Annotated in this window: 12 protein-coding genes and 1 pseudogene; 6 read left to right on the top strand and 7 right to left on the bottom strand. The window is 42.9% G+C overall.

Going from position 1 to position 19540, the window contains the following annotated elements:
- The first annotated feature begins 226 nt into the window (after positions 1–226).
- The 4 genes and pseudogenes from IPJ86_18590 to pbpC all read left to right on the top strand — a co-directional run bounded on the left by IPJ86_18590 (position 227) and on the right by pbpC (position 8382).
- Positions 227–3301 (top strand): hypothetical protein, encoded by a 3075-nt coding sequence (locus IPJ86_18590; GenBank protein MBK7889226.1) that lies wholly within the window; start codon positions 227–229, stop codon positions 3299–3301.
- Entirely contained in the window at positions 3298–5622 is a 2325-nt protein-coding gene (locus IPJ86_18585; GenBank protein MBK7889225.1) for a hypothetical protein, read from the top strand. The genes IPJ86_18590 and IPJ86_18585 overlap by 4 nt, the downstream gene beginning before the upstream one ends.
- Positions 5623–5844: 222 nt before the next feature.
- On the top strand, positions 5845–6078 hold the full coding sequence (locus IPJ86_18580; protein ID MBK7889224.1) for a 4a-hydroxytetrahydrobiopterin dehydratase: 234 nt from the start codon (positions 5845–5847) through the stop codon (positions 6076–6078).
- A 13-nt stretch (positions 6079–6091) separates the two neighbouring features.
- Positions 6092–8382: pseudogene (gene pbpC, locus IPJ86_18575) on the top strand (penicillin-binding protein 1C).
- Positions 8383–8563: 181 nt separating this feature from the next.
- On the opposite strand, the gene IPJ86_18570 reads toward pbpC, so the two are convergent.
- The 7 genes from IPJ86_18570 to IPJ86_18540 form a co-directional block, all read right to left on the bottom strand.
- Complete coding sequence (locus IPJ86_18570) at positions 8564–8785, bottom strand: DUF2795 domain-containing protein (protein ID MBK7889223.1); 222 nt, start codon at positions 8783–8785, stop codon at positions 8564–8566.
- 119 nt (positions 8786–8904) lie between these two features.
- On the bottom strand, positions 8905–9453 hold the full coding sequence (locus IPJ86_18565) for a cob(I)yrinic acid a,c-diamide adenosyltransferase (protein ID MBK7889222.1): 549 nt from the start codon (positions 9451–9453) through the stop codon (positions 8905–8907).
- Between the two features lie 2 nt (positions 9454–9455).
- Positions 9456–10157: an ABC transporter ATP-binding protein gene (locus IPJ86_18560; GenBank protein MBK7889221.1), complete on the bottom strand. Its 702-nt coding sequence runs from the start codon at positions 10155–10157 to the stop codon at positions 9456–9458.
- 434 nt (positions 10158–10591) lie between these two features.
- A complete protein-coding gene (locus IPJ86_18555; GenBank protein ID MBK7889220.1) occupies positions 10592–11386 on the bottom strand; it encodes a class I SAM-dependent methyltransferase in 795 nt (264 codons plus the stop codon).
- Between the two features lie 510 nt (positions 11387–11896).
- A complete protein-coding gene (locus IPJ86_18550) occupies positions 11897–13504 on the bottom strand; it encodes a sulfatase-like hydrolase/transferase (protein MBK7889219.1) in 1608 nt (535 codons plus the stop codon).
- Between the two features lie 60 nt (positions 13505–13564).
- Positions 13565–14479 carry a TerC family protein gene (locus tag IPJ86_18545; protein MBK7889218.1) on the bottom strand — a complete coding sequence of 305 codons (915 nt, stop codon included), beginning with the start codon at positions 14477–14479 and terminating at the stop codon, positions 13565–13567.
- Positions 14480–14795: 316 nt separating this feature from the next.
- The gene (locus IPJ86_18540; protein ID MBK7889217.1) at positions 14796–15155 is read right to left on the bottom strand and encodes a four helix bundle protein; all 360 of its coding nucleotides are present in this window, start codon (positions 15153–15155) and stop codon (positions 14796–14798) included.
- A gap of 412 nt (positions 15156–15567) precedes the next feature.
- On the opposite strand from IPJ86_18540, the gene IPJ86_18535 reads away from it, so the two are divergent.
- Together IPJ86_18535 and IPJ86_18530 are read left to right on the top strand one after the other, a co-directional pair.
- Positions 15568–18009 (top strand): T9SS type A sorting domain-containing protein, encoded by a 2442-nt coding sequence (locus IPJ86_18535; GenBank protein MBK7889216.1) that lies wholly within the window; start codon positions 15568–15570, stop codon positions 18007–18009.
- Positions 18006–19532, top strand: a complete 1527-nt coding sequence (locus IPJ86_18530) for a hypothetical protein (GenBank protein MBK7889215.1) — start codon at positions 18006–18008, stop codon at positions 19530–19532. The genes IPJ86_18535 and IPJ86_18530 overlap by 4 nt, the downstream gene beginning before the upstream one ends.
- The last annotated feature ends 8 nt before the right edge of the window (positions 19533–19540 follow it).

Raw genomic sequence — 19540 nt, 5'->3', positions numbered from 1 at the left:
AGGAAAGCAACAAATCCATGCCATCTCATTAAAAAAATGAATGTTCATATCTATCGAGCAAGCCTTAAATCCATAAAACCCGTTCGATTCAGGAGTCTGCAAGTGAGAAATTAAATATCTTAAAGAAAGACTCGAAAAGCCAATTTGAACCGCTAAAAAAATTATTTTTACACAGATATATCAATCCATTTACAATTCCGTTATCCCAGCAAACCTAAACCAACTTATGAAACGCTTATTTCTTGTATCCGGCACTTGCCTGATCCTGTTTATCATTTCCTGCTCTCCCGGAAACCGTGTAACTCTGGTAGATTCTAACCTCAGTGACACCCTTGATATTTTTCAAAACCTTGTATTTGATTTCAGCCACGGCCTTGCACCGGATAGTGTGCTGGGGATTTGGGATTCGACCGCCTATGTGGGCATCGAACCTGCGGTAAAGGGAGTCTTTAAATGGAGTTCTTCAAAGCAATTGGTTTTTAGTCCGGCAGCGGGATTTAAACCGGCTACCAACTACAAAATCAACCTCAGTACCGCTCTGCTTAAATATTCTTCCGGAACGCTGAATCTTGAAGCGCAGGAAATCGGTTTCAGCACGGGTGCGCTGCAGATAAAAGGGATTCAAACCTGGTGGACACTTTCACCGGGATCTACAGATAAACTAACATTAAATGCCACCTTGCATTTTAATTATGATATAGACCCCTCTTCACTGGCTCAACTTTTAAGTGTTGAGATTAACGGGAAAAGTGCAGTTGTTGCAGTGGGCGATCAGCCGGTCTCGAAAAGCCTGCAGATCCGTACAGAGGGGATAGAACGCGGTGAAGCCTTAAATGGTCAAATCATCATAACTATCAATAAAGGGCTCAAGTGTACTGAATGTACCGAAGTCGCGCCTCTACTTACATACAGTGCCCCTGTAAACCCTGTATCCTCTTTAGAAATTACAAGTACAGAAACCACTTTTGAAAATGGAGAAGGAATCATCCGGCTTTATACCAACCAGCCGGTTATCCCCAATGATCTTGAAAAACTAATTGCTGTAGAACCCTCTCCAATTTATAGAGTGGAGACAATGGAATCAGGGATTCTTCTTCGGGGCGGCTTTTCCGCAGGCTCTTCCTACTCCATTACCATCAACAAAAATTTACAAGGGGTGCTGGGTGGCACATTTGGCAACGACTACTACAGTGACATTTCTTTCGGAGAACAGGAGCCGGGCATTGGTTTTGTCAATACCAAGGGGATGTACCTGACCTCGAAAGGGAGTCGGAAAATTGCTTTGCAAATTGTCAATATTCCAAAAATAAAAGTTTCCATTTATAAAATTTATGAGAACAACATTCTTGCTTTCATGAATAACAATAGATATGAAGACTGGCAAGGGGAAGAGAATGGCTATAGCTATGTCTACAATGACTATGAGCCGGAACGGTATGGCAATAAGATCATGGATCAGGAGTATGAAGTCAAGGATCTGCCCCGACAAAACGGTCAGAGTTTGCTGAGCCTGAATTTTGATGATGAGCTTCCCTTCAAAGGTATTTATCTGATCAGTGCACGATCCTCTGAAAACAACTGGATGAAAGCCACGAAACTGGTTTCCGTATCTGACATCGGATTAATTGCCCGAACAGGAACGGATCAGATCATCGTTTTCGCCAATTCAGTGAAGGAAGCCACGCCCCTTCAGCACTTGAATGTAAACATCATCAGTTCCAACAACCAGGTTCTCTTTTCCGGAAAGACTAACGATGAAGGGATGGTGAAATTTACCGGACTCAAGGAGCGTTTTGGACAATTTAAGCCGGCATTGATTACGGCAAAGAGCGGGAACGATTACAACTACATGCTCTTATCGGACACACGTGTTGAAACCAGTCGCTTTGAAACCGGTGGCTACCGCGAAAACGATAATGGATACATGGCCTTCATCTATGGAGACAGGGAAATATATCGTCCGGGAGAAACTATGAATTTCAATGCCGTGGTTCGAAACCGCGATTGGAAAGCGATGAAAAATATGCCTGTGAAATTTAAGCTGGTCTTGCCGAATGGAAGAGAATTCAGTACACAAGGCAAAACACTCAACGCACAAGGAGCCTCCACCCAGGATTTTAAACTTCCTGCCGGAACAGTTACAGGAACGTATACCCTTGAGCTCTATGCTGCCAATGACATTTTACTCAGCAGTAAAGCCATCAGTGTAGAAGAATTTATGCCGGACCGTATCAGTGTAAAAGCTACAACCAATAAAGCACAATATGCGATTGGCGACTCCGTAAAATTGTCGGCAATGGCGAACAACCTCTTCGGCACGGCAGCAGCAGGTCGCAATTATGAGATACAATTCAATTTGAGCAAAACTTATTTTCAACCGAAGGGTTATGAAGGATTCAATTTTGGCATCAGAGGAATTGATCATATTAATTTCCCCGCGGTATTTAAACAAGGCAAGACAGGAAATGACGGAAGTATTACTGAATCCCTATTTCTTGATCCCATGTATCGGGAAACCGGCAAACTACAGGGCAAAGCATTTGTCACTGTATTCGATGAAACCGGACGACCGGTCAATCGCGTAGCTGCTTTTGACGTAGAAACACAAGCGGTTTATTATGGATCAAGAACGAGTGAATACTATGCCGGTGTCGGGCAATCTCTTCAGTTAGGTTTGATCGCACTGAACAATAAAGGACAAGCCGTTGCTTCCACAGCAAGAATCAGAATTATAAAAATCAATTACCACAATGTTTTACAACGCGACTATGGTAACCGACTTTATTATGTGTCACAGCGAGAGGAAAAGGTACTTCAGGACCGACAGGTCAATATTGGTAACAGTGAATTAGTGATCCCATTTACGCCGAATGAATCCGGAGAATATGTGATGCGGGTAAGTGCTCCGGGATCTGACCGGTTTATTCAGCAGGATTTTTATGCCTATGGATGGGGCTTCACCGGAAGCAATTCGTTTGCAGTAAATACTGAAGGCACCATTGACATCGGCAGCGATAAAGAAAGCTATAGTCCGGGTGAAAACGCCCGATTCCTTTTTAAAACACCCTTCAACGGCAAGCTGCTCATCACGGTGGAGCAAAACGAAGTACTGAAGTACTATTACATCAACACGGATAAAAAGGCCGCAGAACTGGTTCTCCCTATCACTAAGGACTTACTTCCAAACGTCTATATAACGGCCACGCTGTTCCGAAAAGCCGATGATGGATCTATTCCACTTACGGTTGCTCATGGTGTCATTCCGGTGATGGTAGAAGAAAAAACAATAAAATCCCATTGACCATTACCGCTGCTGAGAAATCCCGTTCCATCACCAAACAAGTCATCCAGGTTAAAACCACGCCCGGAAAAAATGTGGAGCTAACGCTTGCAGTTGTTGACGAGGGTATCCTGCAACTACGCAATTCAAAAACGCCTGATCCCTACGAATATTTTTATCAAAAGAGATCGCTGGCTGTGGAATCCTACAACCTCTATCCTTATTTACTACCCGATATCAAACAGCGTAGGTCCAGCAGCGGTGGAGACGGTTATGACCTGGCAAAAAGAGTAAATCCCATCACCAATAAACGGGTCAAACTGGTTTCTGCCTGGAGTGGCCTCTTAAAAACCAATGCTTCGGGTATTGCCTCCTACACCATGGATATCCCTTCCTTTAGCGGTGACCTGCGGGTGATGGCTGTAGCCTATCAGGACAATGCCTTTGGCAGTGCTGAAGCACATATTAAAGTTGCTGATCCTATTGTTATCAGCAGCTCACTTCCCCGATTTACGAGTCCTGGTGATACGGTTTATGTACCGGTAACATTCAGTAATACCACCAAACAACTCATCAATGCTACATTGCAACCGGAAACTGAGGGGCAAATCAAAATTGTGAATACTCCCAACACTTCCATTCGTGTAGAGCCGGGTAAAGAAGAGCGCATCCTCTATAAAGTGGTTGCCGGAGCCCTCAGTGGAACAGGAAGCTTTACGATGAAGGTGAAAAACGGGAATGAAAGTTATCGTGACAAGACGGAAATTACAATTCGTCCACCGGCGAGCTTGCAAAAACAAAACGGAAGTGGCAGTATAAAAGGAGGAGCGGTAGCAGAAATAAATATGAAAACCGGATTTATCCCCTCTTCTGCAAGTGCTGAACTCTACATCAGCAAATCACCGCTGGTCAATTTCGCAGACCACCTCAACTACCTTTTAGATTATCCTCATGGCTGTGCGGAACAAACGATCAGTACTGCCTTTCCACAGATATACTTTGCAGATCTTGCAAAAACCATCTCCAATAAACCGGGCTATACCATCAACGTGCAAACGAATGTACAGGCGGGCATTAGTAAAATTATCAGTCTGCAGCACTACAATGGCGGTATTGTCACCTGGCCGGGAAGCAGCATGAGTAATAACTGGACCAGCGTATATGCAGCACACTTTTTAACGGAGGCGGCTAAAGCAGGGTATCAGGTCAACGCGGCTGCAATGGAGAAGCTGTTAAAATTTCTGCAAAAAAATATCAAGGAAAAAAACACAGAAGAGATTTGGTATTATGACAGCTCAAACAAAACGGTCATCCGAAAATCTCCTGCGAAAGATATTTTCTACTCTCTTTATGTTTTGGCTTTAAACAACAAAGCCGACAAGAGCAGTATGAATTATTATAAATCGAAGTTTAAAGAGCTGGCGATTGATTCTAAATACCTGTTGGCCTGCACGTACCTGGCCATTGGTGATCGAAAAACGTACAACGAGTTATTGCCAAAGGCTTTTGAAGGGGAACGCAGTATATCCTCTACCGGCGGAAGTTTTTACAGTTACATCCGTGACATGGCGATGGCCCTAAACGCCTTGCTTCACTCAGATCCGGACCATCCACAAGTAGGAGAACTCGTCAGAAATCTCAGCAAGGAATTGGAGAAAAACAGTTGGATGAATACGCAGGAACGCGCGCTCAGTTTCCTGGCATTGGGAAAATTCAGTAAGAAAGTGGCTCAATCTACTATCACCGCCAATCTTACTACAGAGGGAGGCAAACCCTATAGTTTTGATGGAAAAGATCTGATCATCAGAAAAGGATTAGTAAATAACAAGGTAAACATTACGACCAACGGCAATGGAAACCTCTATTATTTCTGGACCAGCTCCGGTCTTACTTCAGATGGAAGTTTCTTACAGGAAGATAAAATACTAAAAGTCAGAAAAACTTTTTACAGCCGAACCGGACAAGAAATTACCGGCAATAGTTTCAAACAAAACGATTTAATTGTTGTCAAAATCGCACTCGAAAACAACAGCAGAACCTTCGTCGAAAATGTTGTGGTCACCGATTTACTCCCCGCAGGATTTGAAATCGAAAATCCAAGAGTAAGCAGCATCCCTGATCTGGACTGGATCAAGAACAATAGTGCTTCTGAATATATTGACATGCGTGATGACCGCATTAACATCTACACTTCGATAGGACAACAGCCACAGTACTATTATTACGTTGTACGTGCCGTAAGCCCCGGCAACTACGTCATGGGCCCCGTCAGTGCTGACGCCATGTACTCCGGAGAATACCATTCTATACATGGTGCGGGTAGGATTATCGTTTCGCAGTAGAATGATATACGTGGATATAGATGGATATAGATGGATATAGATGGATATACGTTGAAATACGTGGGGGTATGTTGGGATACGTTGAGGTTCGTGGAGATTATTTTGTAAAAGCTCTGTGCAACTTTGTGCTCTTAGTGCCTCGGTGGTAAAAAAGTCAGTTCCTAATTAGCATGAAGTTTTTAGGTTAATATACAGTGAAATATTTTAATTAATAATAGTATGATGTGGATCGAAAAAGATAATAAATTAACGAAGACTTTCAAGTTCAAGGATTTTACCGAAGCCTTTGGTTTCATGACGCGTGTCGCCTTTATTGCAGAAAAGATGAATCATCATCCCGACTGGAGAAATGTGTACAATGCCGTTGAAATAAGTCTGAACACGCACGATGCCGGAGGGGTCATTACTGATCGCGATAAAAATCTGGCAGAAAAGATTGATCAAATTATCGGTTAGTGAACGGCTATAGATGAAAGCAACTGTCCGGCGGATTTTATTTTCCTTGATACTCGTTGCGTTCGTATTTGGCATCCTGGATTTGACCTTTTCCTTCATTCCGCAACCTTCATGGTCGAAGGTGGTGTATGACCGAAAGGGAAAAGTGCTCAATGTATTTTTGAGTGCAGATGATAAATGGAGAATGGCTTGTATGCCGGAATCGGTAGATCGTTTACTGCTGGAGACATTGATTCGTAAGGAAGACCGGTTCTTTTATTATCATCCGGGATTCAATCCGATGGCTATTGTGAGGGCAGCCTTTAATAATGTCATCAAAGGACAACGGACTTCGGGAGCCTCTACGATTACTATGCAAGTGGTTCGATTACTTGAACCCCGATCGCGGAACATCGGGAGTAAATTCATTGAAGTATTCAGGGCGATTCAACTGGAGCTGCATTATTCCAAAAATGAAATTCTGGGTTTTATCTCTCCCTCGCCCCCTATGGCGGTAATATTGAAGGGGTAAAGGCGGCATCTCTCATCTATTACGGTAAGGCACCGGCGTTATTGAGTCCTGCGGAGGCGGTGACATTGACCATTATCCCCAACCGCCCTTCTTCCTTGCGTCCCGGCAACGGCAATGCGCTTCTTTTCAGTGAGCGAAACCGCTGGCTGAAGAAATTGAATGCCGAAGGTGTCATTCATCAAAGTGATCTGGAAGAAGCCATGACGGAACCCATCGAGATGCATCGTCGTCCATTGCCTTTCATAGCTCCCCATCTTTCCAGACGACTAACCGCCGAAACTGCCGATCATGAAATTCACAGCACCCTTGATGCGGATATGCAGGAGAAAATCTCTCAGCTCTGCTACAACCATCTCAAGCGATTGCAAAATATCGGCATCGCCAACGGGGCTGTATTGGTCATCGATAATTTACAACATACTGTACTTGCTTACGCCGGAAGTCAGGATTATTCCGATCCCTATTATTCGGGACAGGTAGACGGCATAAAAGCGATTCGTTCTCCGGGCAGTACTTTGAAACCATTGGCTTATGCACTTGCATTCGACCGTGGATTAATCACCCCAAAAACCATGTTGGCCGATGTCCCTGTGAATTACGATGGATTTAGTCCGGAGAATTTTGACATGCGTTATCATGGATTGATCAGTGCCGAAGATGCTTTATCGGCATCATTGAACATTCCGGCGGTGCATCTGCTGGAAAAAATCGGCATTCCTGATTTCCGTGAAAAATTATTGGAAGCAGGCTGCAGATCATTTGCCAAACAACATCAGTTGGGGTTGTCCACCATACTCGGAGGCTGCGGCATGACGCTGGAAGAACTATGCGGCGTGTATTCTGCTTTCGCCAACAATGGTTCGTATCTCCCTAACCGTTATAACCAGGCTGATCACAGAAACAAAGATTCCGTGCAAATCATCAGTACTTCTGCCGCCTATCTCCTGAGCAGTATTCTCACCAAAATGAACAGGAGCGACTTACCCCATCTCTTTGAAAACAGTTTACATATTCCGAAAGTAGCATGGAAAACGGGTACTTCCTACGGTCGCAGGGATGGATGGAGCATTGGGTACAACAAGCGATATACAGTTGGGGTGTGGATAGGCAACTTCGATGGAAAAGGAATTCCTGAACTAACGGGTGCGGATATGGCCACTCCCCTCCTCTTCCAGGTTTTTAACAGTATTGATTACAACGGAACAGGAAACTGGTATAAACCCGACGCGCACTTAGACCTCCGGTATGTTTGTCCACAGAGTGGATATATCCCCGGCGAACGCTGTACGGAAAAAGTCATTGATTATTTTCTTCCCGGGATGAGCAGCACTGCCACCTGCACGCACCTTACCGCTTATGCTGTCGATCATGAAGAAACCATCAGCTATTGTACCGCCTGTCTACCTGAAGAGGGTTCTCAGCAAAAAATCTACGAAAACCCTCCGGCTGAAATTCTGAAATTCTACAGAGAAAATAATGTCCCCGTAAAAATACCTCCTCCGCATAATCCGCTTTGCACGCGACTCTTTGAAGGAAGCAAACCGCGCATTCTTAGTTTAATAGAAGGACAGGAATATCTCATCGAAAAAGATGATCCGCGATCGCTGGAGCTGAGTTGTGCTGTTGCGGCAGATGTGACTACGGTGAGTTGGTTCATCAATGATAATTTTTATAAAACGGCTAAAGCAGGCGACAAATATTTTTTTAGTCCGGTAGAAGGAAAAATTAAAATTTCCTGCACCGATGATAAAGGCAGGAACAGTGATGTTTCTATTCAGGTTGTTTTTTATTGAATACCTGAAGTACAGCATTCACAAAAGCATTCGCCGGCAGGAAACATTTTTTAATCCACTACATCCCGGACAAATCAAATAAAACCTCCGGCATAAATCAGCACTCGCAATTCAAATGTATATACCCCATCGTAGAAAAAAACAAAACCCCTTGTTGAGAAGGGGTCTAATGCTGAAGTAGTTAATACTCGTCTTCATTAAAGAAGAAGTCATCTTTTGTAGGATAATCCGGCCAGATTTCCTCGATGTTCTCGTAGGGTTCACCTTCATCTTCCAATTCCTGAAGATTTTCGATCACTTCCATCGGAGCACCTGAACGAATAGCATAATCGATTAATTCATCCTTTGTTGCCGGCCATGGGGCATCTTCAAGGTGTTGTGCAAGTTCGAGGGTCCAGTACATATTTGAAATTTAATTGTCGTTTTACGATTAGTGAGAAGAATAGTTTAAATCCTCAAGGAGGGGGCGCAAAAATAATAAAATGAAATACTAATAAACCAAATATTTTTATGATGTTTTTTTCACACTTTCGGCATCCAGGGGCTTTCGGCGGCATTATTTCGACTCGCCAGGAATCGACTGAGGACAAATAAATAATCTGAAAGCCGGTTCAGATACACTCCAATGACTTCATTTATAGGTGTTTCCTCATTGAGATGAGTCACTAAGCGTTCACATCGGCGACAAACACAACGGGCAATATGGGTAAAAGAAACGACGGGATGACCTCCCGGAAGCACAAAAGATTTTAACTCCGGAAGTTCATCCTCCATCAAATCGATCTCTTTTTCGAGAAGTTGCACGTCGTTATTTGTGATTTCGGGCAATTTCATGCGACTTTTTTCAGGATCACTAGCCAGATGAGAGCCGATGGTAAACAGCCGATCCTGAATTTCGAGCAGGATGGTGATGCTATGGTCGTCAATGGGCTGATCGCGGAGGAGGCCGATCCAGGAATTGAGTTCATCTACTGTGCCATAGGCTTCTATGCGGAGATGATGCTTGGGGACTCTTGTTCCACCAATCAATGAGGTCTGACCTTTATCTCCGGTTTTAGTATAAATTTTCATGATTAAGCTGTTGTTAACGAATTGCGCTTCTGATTTTCCCCATCTGATTCCACTAGGCCATCTTTCAAGCGAACGATGCGATGGGCATAGCGCGCGATATCTTCCTCGTGCGTCACCAGAATAACGGTATTCCCCTTATCGTGGATTTCAGCGAGAAGGCCCATGATCTCACCGGAGGTTTTGGAGTCCAGGTTTCCGGTAGGTTCATCGGCGAGGATAATGGCAGGATTTGTCACCAATGCTCTGGCGATGGCTACCCTCTGACGTTGCCCTCCCGAGAGTTCATTGGGACGATGTGTCACCCGATCACCGAGGCCTACATCCTGTAATGCTTTCAAGGCTCTGGCGTCACGGACTTCCTTACTCAAGCCGGCATAGACGAGGGGGAGCGCCACATTCTCCAGTGCCGTACTCCGCGGCAAGAGGTTGAATGTTTGAAACACAAAGCCAATCTGTTTGTTTCGAATCTCTGCTAATTCATTATCGTTCAGGTGAGATACATCGATTCCATTGAGGTGATACTCGCCACCTGAAGGCGTATCGAGGCAGCCCAGGACATTCATGAGTGTTGATTTACCGGAGCCGGAGGAGCCCATGAGTGCCACATATTCGTTTTTATTAATATCGAGGGTAATGGAGCGCAGGGCATGAATGGTTTCCAGTCCTACTTTATAAATCCGGGAGATATTTCTGACTTTGATGATGGGTTCCACGTTAACGGCTTTGCTTCAAAAATAGGGAAGAAAATGGTTTCATCAGCTTAGGTGAGGGGGTTTAAAAAGCATTTCAGTACAGAGATTGGATACCTCAGGATAAATCAACTGCCAGCTCAATAAAAATCTAATGTGCCGCAGATTGGTTATGATTTTTATGATTTGTTAAGATAAATCGCTGCTTCATCGCTGCTAACGTTGCGCCTGACTACCGAAGCCTCGGCGCAGGCGGGTTTAAATCAGAATTGGTTTCACCTAAAATCCGCCTTGGAATTAATGCTCCCTATGATTGGAGACAGGATCTATATTTTCTACTATTTCTATCTAAATCCACGATTCCTTGTCTAGAGATGTAGCAAACTTCTTGTCTAAATCCAACCCGATTGAGAAAAAAAGTCTAGCTCGCTAAAAACGTTGATTGATCTTTAATACCGAATAACAAAATCTTCCTTACTCAAATTTTTATTCACGAAGAGCAACCCGATCATAAAAACATCAATGCTTAATGTAAAACGCTTATCCGTCTTGAGCTGCTTCCAGGCCTCTTGCATTTCAGGTGACCAGTTGATATCATCCACCACGATGACTGCTTCAGCGCTTAGTTTTGGATAGCAGAGATCGATGTATTTCAAAGTCGGTTCAAGACGATGATGACCATCGATAAAAAGATAATCGATCTGATCGATCTTCGTTAACAATTGCGGCAGACTTTCCTCAAAAGCACCTTCCACTATTTCAATGTTCAAAGAAGGAAATTGCTGAACGTTAGCCCGGGCGATCGTCGCTGTTTCGGGACAGCCTTCCATCGTGATCATTCGGCCTTGCGGATTTCCGGCAGACTGATAGAGCGCACTTATCCCGACGGATGTTCCGAGTTCCAACATGAGCTTTGGCTTCAGATGTTTTACCAAACGATGAAGCATCCGGGCATAACGGGGAGGCTTTGACGAATTTTTAGTGATGTATGAAATTGTTCTTTCCTTGTACACCCTTCCTCCAAAGCCGGCGCCAAAATCAAGTACATTTATTTTCCGGTGGTTCTTTAAAAGATGATCACGTGTTGCTTCAATTTCTTTATGCACAGCTTCTCTCCTGTCATGGCGAAAAACGGCTTCGTTGAGTTGGTAAGCAAATGGTCCCTGAAGTCCATGACGATTGGTTGCCGAAATATAGTATTTGGCAAAGCGAATTATCATTTGAAGAGATGGAAGGATTTTCACTTGAATGAATAATTAACGGGGTGAAAATAATGATAATCACTCAAACGGATAATAAATAGTTACCTCTATTTCATTTACAAATACAAAACCAAAATCAACTTTTAAAAGTTTCTCGCGGAGACGCGGAGACGCAAAGTTTAGAGACGAGGATCTAAGCGAAGTGAAGATCCTGTGTGGAATGCGAAGCAGGGAAGCACAGTAGCCGCAGCTACTTTATCATTTATTTAAAGGTTTCTCGCAGAGACGCGGAGCCGCAGAGAAATTGAGACACAGCTAACTTAACTAAAGCAATGAAGTCGTAGCGTAAAATCATGATACATCATATTCAATCATAATAATCTGTGGCCCATTCATATTTTCGGCTATATATGAATTTAAGTTTAAACCCACCTTCGCTAACTGTGTGCTCCAAAGCTTGAGCGAAGGAGCAAGCTGCGGTCGGCAGGCGCAAAGAGCGCAACGGAGGCGCAGCGGTCGCAAAGGATTAAATGATAATTATGTTTCCTTTTTTTAATGTCTCACGATCAATTGGCGGTGGAAGATTCCTTTTAGCGTGGATATACGGAGATGGTAAATTCCATCCGGTAAAGGCTTCGTATCGATTGACCCGATGGTTGAAATATGAATTGTACGGCCTGCTACATCGGTGACATGAACAGATGATAGCTGGTTCATATCGTGCAGTATCACCTGCACTTCTTCATTTGCAGGATTGGGGACTAATAGTACGTTGTTGTGTGGATTAAGGCCCTCTGAAATACTTGTAGTTTGCAGGGAACAGAGCGGCGCGCCCACCAATGTATTCAAGGCATTACAGAGTTCGTTGTAATTCAGGGTATCGTTGAAGGTCATTAAAGTTTGCGACAATAAATCTACTTGTTCCAACGGATCGATGGTGAGGTTGTAAAAACGCTGCGTGCCATTATCGAAATCGATGAGTTTATAATCGATGTTGCGGATGGTCTTCCCGTCTTTGGGATTGCTGACCGGCTGAAATTGCTCTGAAAATACCCAGTTCCGAACGGCAGTTGTATCATTCTTCAAGAGCGGCATCAGACTCACTGCATCCACAGGAAGTTTTGCAGGAGGAATAAAAGGGAGCCAGTTATTAAATCCACCCATCTCCAGCATGGTTGCAAAAAGATCGACGGTATTTACCAGTGCTGTACTGCTCCTGTTTGGATTTACTACAGCAGGTCCGGAGATGATCATCGGCACATGAATACCGTAATCGTACAAAGTCCCTTTCACATGAGTGGTATCCTGAATTTTCGCCACTGATTTTTCCTGACCGTTATCTCCTATAAAAATAATATTGGTACTATCCCGCAGATTATTCTGATCCAGGTACTGAAATAACCTTCCTACCTCTGTATCCAACGCCTCTATGGCTGCTTTAAAATACAAGGAAGGATTTGCATTGATATGTCCGGGAGTACCGGGAAGTCCGGGATTGCTGATCAGGCTATCAGGAGGTTTATGATGAGGAGTATGCGGTGCATTGAATGCGACCCAGAGGAAGAATGGATTATTGGAACTTAAAGTATCCAGCCAGTCAATGGCATCATTAATATTTTGAGTGGTTGCATAGGTGGAAACAGTATCCATCACGCCATTCTTAATCCGGGTCCATTGATAGAAATCGGTGATGGCGCCATTAAAATTCCCGGAGTACAAATCATAGCCCATATAATTTGGAAACACTCTTTTGGCCGGAGGCATTGTGGTATGCAAATGCCATTTCCCCACATTCGCTGTAGCATATTTTACAGGGGCAAAATCGCGGAGGAGTCTTGCAACGCTCATCTCCGCAGTATCCAACTGAGGACTGTTAGATAATCCGACAACATATCCAACACCTGTTCTAAACGAATACCGACCCGTAAATAATCCTGCACGTGTTGGAGAACATACCGGATTCGACCAGGCATTAGAAAACAACACGCCCTCGTCTAACAGACTTCTAAGAACAGGAGTATTGGCAGTATCGCCATCATTGGGATAAAAGCCGAGATAATCAGTACCCAGATCATCGGCGATAATGATAATGGTATTTTGCTGAGCATAGCCGAACCAGTGAACGAAAACGAAGAGCGTAAACAGGAGATTTTTTTTCATATAGGCAGTGTTAACAGCATCCTTTGATCTATTCCAATTGCAAAGGTTTAAATAACCCGGTTAAACTTTTTCTTTCTTCACCAACGAAATCATAATACTCGTGGCCAGAATCATCACGACCACGAACAAGGCCCATTCTACCGGGATATGCACATAATGAGAGATCAACATTTTCACGCCGACGAAGGAGAGTATAATCGCGAGACCGTACTTCAGGTAGCGGAATAAATCCATCATCCCACTCAAGGCAAAGAAAAGAGATCGAAGTCCGAGTATCGCAAATACATTACTGGAATATACGATAAAAGGGTCACTGCTGATGGAAAGTACTGCCGGAATAGAGTCAACGGCAAACACTAAATCTGTAAAATCCACCACGACCAGCACGATAAAGAGCGGAGTAGCCAGCCATCTTCCCTTACTCTTCACAAAAAAATCCTTGCCATGGTATTCTTCCGTCACGGGTAAAATCTTTTTGCAGGCGCGCACAAAAATATTCTTATCCAGTTTCGGATCCTCCTCCTCGTTTGAGAACAACATCTTCAAACCGGTAAAGACGAGGATGCCGCCAAAAATATAGATCATCCATTCAAACTTGTTAAACAAGGCTACTCCCACCACGATAAATGTTCCTCTCAGGATCAAGGCGCCCAAAATTCCCCAGAACAATACTCTATGCTGGTATTGCTTCGGCACTTTGAAAAAATTAAAGATCACGATAAACACAAAAAGGTTATCCACACTCAGCGACCATTCGATCACATAACCGGTTAGAAACTCAAATGCCTTTTCAGGACCGAACCAATAATACACCAGTCCATTAAACGCCAATGCCAGCGATGACCAGAAAGCCACCCATAAAATTGATTCCTTGAACGATATCGCCTTTTCTTTTCTGTTCACTATACCCAAATCAAAAGCCAGCATAGCGAGAATAAAGAGATTGAAGCCGATCCAGAAGGCAGAATTATCCATGGCGCGAAATTAGGTGAAAATGATATACTTTGATATACGGTTGGGATACTTTGATATACAGTTGATATACTTTGAGATAGTTTGATATACTTTGAGATACTTTGAGATACTTTGATATACTTTGAGATACTTTGATATACTTTGATATACGGTCTTATATTGTATATCGACTGTATTCCAACTGTATTTCAACTGTATTCCAACTGTATTTCAACTGTATTTCAACTGTATTTCAACTGTATTCCAACTGTATTCCAACTGTATATCAAAGTATCTCAAAGTATCTCAACCTGGTTCAATGTACCGATGAAATTATTCAGGACTGACCTCTGGTTTTTGTAATGAAGTTATTCAGTTTTACATTCAGATCTTTGGAGGTTGCTAAAAAATCATCATGCAACTCAAGACTAATCAACTCGCGCTCTAATAGTAGTGACATCCAATGTTTAAAGGCTTCTCCGTGGGATGCTCTTGCAATGACATAAAATTTATTTTTGTCTTTGTAAGTGTAACGAAAATAACCTTCCGTTAAATTTGCGCCAACAGAGTCGCTGGCGCGTAGGAGCTGATCGCCCATGTGAAATTTTAAATACTGGGGCAAGGAGACGTATATATCCCAAGCCATTGAAGAGAGTTTTCTGGAAAGTTTATAAACTTCCATATCATGAATATCTATGTATGCCATATGATTTTAATTTGAACGCAAAAATAAGGTGGACGAAAGCCATTACTCGTCTCTAAACGAATACAAATGATTAACATAAATCTTTGACGAGCGCTTCAGAATAATTTTCCCCTTACGGACTTGAAAAATCTTGTACTACTCATTTTTTAAGGTAGCGCAATTACCCTGCTCATCCCATGAGGTTTGTTCATTTATCCCCTCGTAAAAGATGGTTAACCTATTCAAATGACGGATTAAAGGAAAAATGTGATGTACGGGGACTTTTCAATCAACATTTTCTTACATTTGAGAAATGAACCTGTCACCTTCAACTATTTAGATCATGAATACCATTCCATTTATTCGGATCTTTCTCATTTCTCTTTGCATCTGCCCTACTGCTTATTGTCAAAAGCTACTGCCAATGGGAGAGGGCATCAAGTGCCAGGGCTTAATAAATACCATGTGCGTTGACAGCCTTTCAGGAAACATCTATGCAGGCGGATATTTTGATGCGATGAATGAATTGAAGACAAACAATATCGCCATGTGGAATGGTGTCTCGTGGGATTCGTTGCAATCCGGGGTGATTGGAGCTGTTTACAATTTACACAGTGACAATGGTATTTTATACTGTGCAGGAAATTTTACCATTGACGGCTATCCGGGAATCAGTCATCTGGCTTCCTGGGACGGGACCCAATGGCAATCGCTTTATACTATTCCTCCTTCAGGATCGGTATGGTGTGTTAAAATGTACAAAGGTGCGCTCTACGCCTCCGGCAACTTCACTTCCATCGACGGAGTCAACGCCCGGTATTTTGCAAAATACGAAAACGGGACATGGTCTGCAGTTGGAAATGGTTTTAACTATCCGCCTGAAGAAATGGAAATCGTGCACGACACTTTATTCCTGGGTGGACAATTCACCACCTTTAACGGAGACTCCGTGAGTGCACCGGGATGGGTGGATGGTTTCGGAAATACCGGAGGAATAACAATTCCTAGCGGAACATGGTATCAATGCAATGATTTATTTTCAATACAAGATACGCTGTACAGTATAGTAAACGACACCATAGTCAGATGGAGCGGACAACAACGCATAGCTGCATACTATTTTCCGGTTGGCATTGACCATGCCTTTTCTCACATGGGTGATATTTATATTACCTATGACAGTATGTACTCCGTCGCATCCACCAATACAAAGGATAATATCATCCGAAAAATCGACAACGGTCAATTGGGTGAACGCGTATGTTACTCAAGAATCACAGGCACCGGCGCGACATTCCGTCCTGAATACTATTCATTTTTGAGCTATGACTCTACGCTATACATTGCAGGAAACTTTTATTCCATCAATTCAGTCATCAACCCTGGCATCATCAGTTATAAAAATCAGGTCATTTCCAACACGGGGAAATGTGCGGCTGCTTATGTGGATCCCTGGCAAAATGCCAGTGTAGCAACTATCGCGAAAGATACGGTGACGGGCAATATATACGTTGGAGGATTTTTCATTTTCGCCGGTAACCAATTCGCACCTATGATCGCCATGTGGGACGGCAATCAATGGCATCCGATGGACAGTGGTTTTACAGGTACGGTGCGTTCACTTGCGTTTTATAATGGAGAACTGTATGCAGGAGGTAGTTTTAGATTTGCCGGAACAACGGTTGTCAATGGACTTGCAAAATGGAATGGAACAGTATGGCAACCGGTTTCAACCGGAGCAGATAAAACTATTTTAAAATTATTAGTCGTTGGCAACGATTTAATGATTGCCGGAAACTTCTACAACATTGGAGGCAACTCTATTGAATATATTGCACGATATGACGGCACTTCCTTTTATGATTTGAATATCGGTTCACAACTTTGGGGATTGGGCGCATACGAGCTAGCCTGGTATCACAACAAATTGTACGCATCCGTACTTTATGACGACTTGTATTATCTGAATGGCAATACCTGGGTGAGTGTGGGAATACAACAGGAAACCGGAAAAATGTTGATTCTAAACGACACCTTATTTGTTGGATCACAAACCCGGATGTACAAGGTAACAGATAATTCATTAGATACTTTAGGCATGGTCAATGCTGATTACTTTGACACCTTCAATCCTCTGAATCTTAGAGATGAATTATTCTCCGTTGATGAAAATTACGGGATATTCAAAGAAGTGAATGATACTTTATGGTTACAAGCAGAAGGGATATTTCCCTATACCAGTTTAAATCTGGATTCCACGCATGTCATGATCGGAGGATTTTTTCCTTACATCAATTCTGCTTCCGGCGAAAAACAACTGAACAATATCGGTATACTGGAATTCACTCCGCCTGCAGCTGTCATTTCAAGTAACAAAGATTCTATCTGCGAATACCAATATGTATTTTACTATTGCACTACTGATGACCTGTTTGCCCAATACGACTGGAATTTGCCCGGCGGACTTCCGGATTGGTCTACACAACAAAATCCAATTGTTCAGTATAACACTGCAGGAAATTACCCTGTAAGTCTTACCATTTCTAACCTTTCCGGAACAAACACCTACTTTTTACCGGGAAATATAAACGTTAAAAACTGCATTACCGGAGAGGATGAAAATTCAGCGCCAGCTTCCATTCGCATTTTTCCGAATCCATTCACCGATAATTTTTCAATAGAAAACAATTCTCGGGATGTGGTAAATGCAATTATCAGAACCCTGCAAGGTGTGATTGTTCAAACTGTTCAAATAGCAGGCAATGAAAACAGGATTGTTTCTTCGGGTGATCTCGCCAAAGGACTTTATCTCGTAGAGCTGATCAGTAAATCATCCCGTCAAACTATAAAACTTATCAGGCAATGAGCAAAAAACACTCCTGGTTTACTTCAACATCACTTTTCATACTTCTACTTTGTACTGCTTTTACAAGTTCTGCACAGAAGTATGACAACAAATGGATGATGGGCTATCAATATTCTGCATGGCAAGCATATCCTGCCCTGGACTTTATGTTCGGACAACCAGACACCATTGGATATTACGGATACTTCCCCATGTTTGGAACATCCACTTCTATTTGCAATGCGCAAGGTTTACTACAATTTTATACCAATGGTGTTTTCGTTGCAAATAAATTTGATGCACCTTTATTTAATGCCGACACCTTTAATATGGATGATATTACCAACGGTGCAAATTCATTAAACATCGAACAATGCGCCCTCATTCTGCCCCAGCCTGGTTCTTCCACCGAATATCTCATCTTTCACATTGGCGGTGCAATTGCAGGAAACAACCTTCTTCCACTTGAATTGCGACTAAGTAAAATTGACATGAGTCTTCAGGGCGGTGCGGGCGCGATGACGGTAAAGAAGCAGGTCGTCATTAACGATACACTTACCTATCGCACCTTGAACGCGGTGAAACATGGGAACGGACGCGACTGGTGGGTCGTAATTGGTGAAAATGAATCACGCAAATTTTACTCTGTGCTGGTCACTCCTACAGGAATAGACACCATCATTAAATCCGGCAATGTTGTTTCAATAAGAAATGGATTAATCCGCGGACAAAGTAATTTTTCGCCGGATGGAAACTTCTTCGCCTATACTTCTTCAGACCTCGGACAACCTGTGGCAAAAAACAAAGTGATCCTTTATGATTTCGATCGCTGCAATGGAACGCTTTCCTTCAAAGACAGTATTATTTACACACCGATTATTGATAGTGCTGTATTGGGATGTGCGTTTTCACCAAACTCCCGCTACCTTTATATCTCTACTTCTTATGATCTCTACCAATATGATCTTCTTGCTGCACCCTTGGATTCGGGAAAGAAACACCTTGGCACTTTCGATGGTTTTACGGATCCCTTTCCCAACTACTTCTACAGGATGCAATTGGCCCCCGATAATAAAATCTACATGGTCTGCTGGGGTGGATCAAGATTCCTGCATGTCATCAACGACCCTGACCAGCCGGATACGAACTGCAATTTTGTACAACATCAACTGCAACTGATCTCCTATCACGGATCGAGCATACCTTCTTTTCCTTATTATAGATTGGGAGCGGCGGCAGGAAGTGGATGCGATACGTTAACGGTCGGTTTAGAAACCGAAAACAATATATTACCTGAAATGAAAAGTTATTATAGCAACAACAGTCTTTTTATTCAACTGGGAAAAGCACAATCGCAGCAGTTGCCTTATGGTATTTTTAGTTCCAATGGCCAGTTGGTTCAAAACGGCATCTTACCGGCTAACCAGGGAACAGAATATAAGGTAGATTTGAATATTGGTTTGAGTGACGGAATTTATTTACTTCATCTCGGTAATGATGCATCGGCACATAGAAATAAATTTGCGGTGATTAATTCCAGGTAAGTGGTAAA

It is taken from the genome of Bacteroidota bacterium, assembly GCA_016713925.1.
GTDB lineage: Bacteria > Bacteroidota > Bacteroidia > AKYH767-A > OLB10 > JAJTFW01.
Note: the sequence above shows the minus strand (reverse complement) of the source record. Positions and strands in the feature narration are given on the sequence as shown.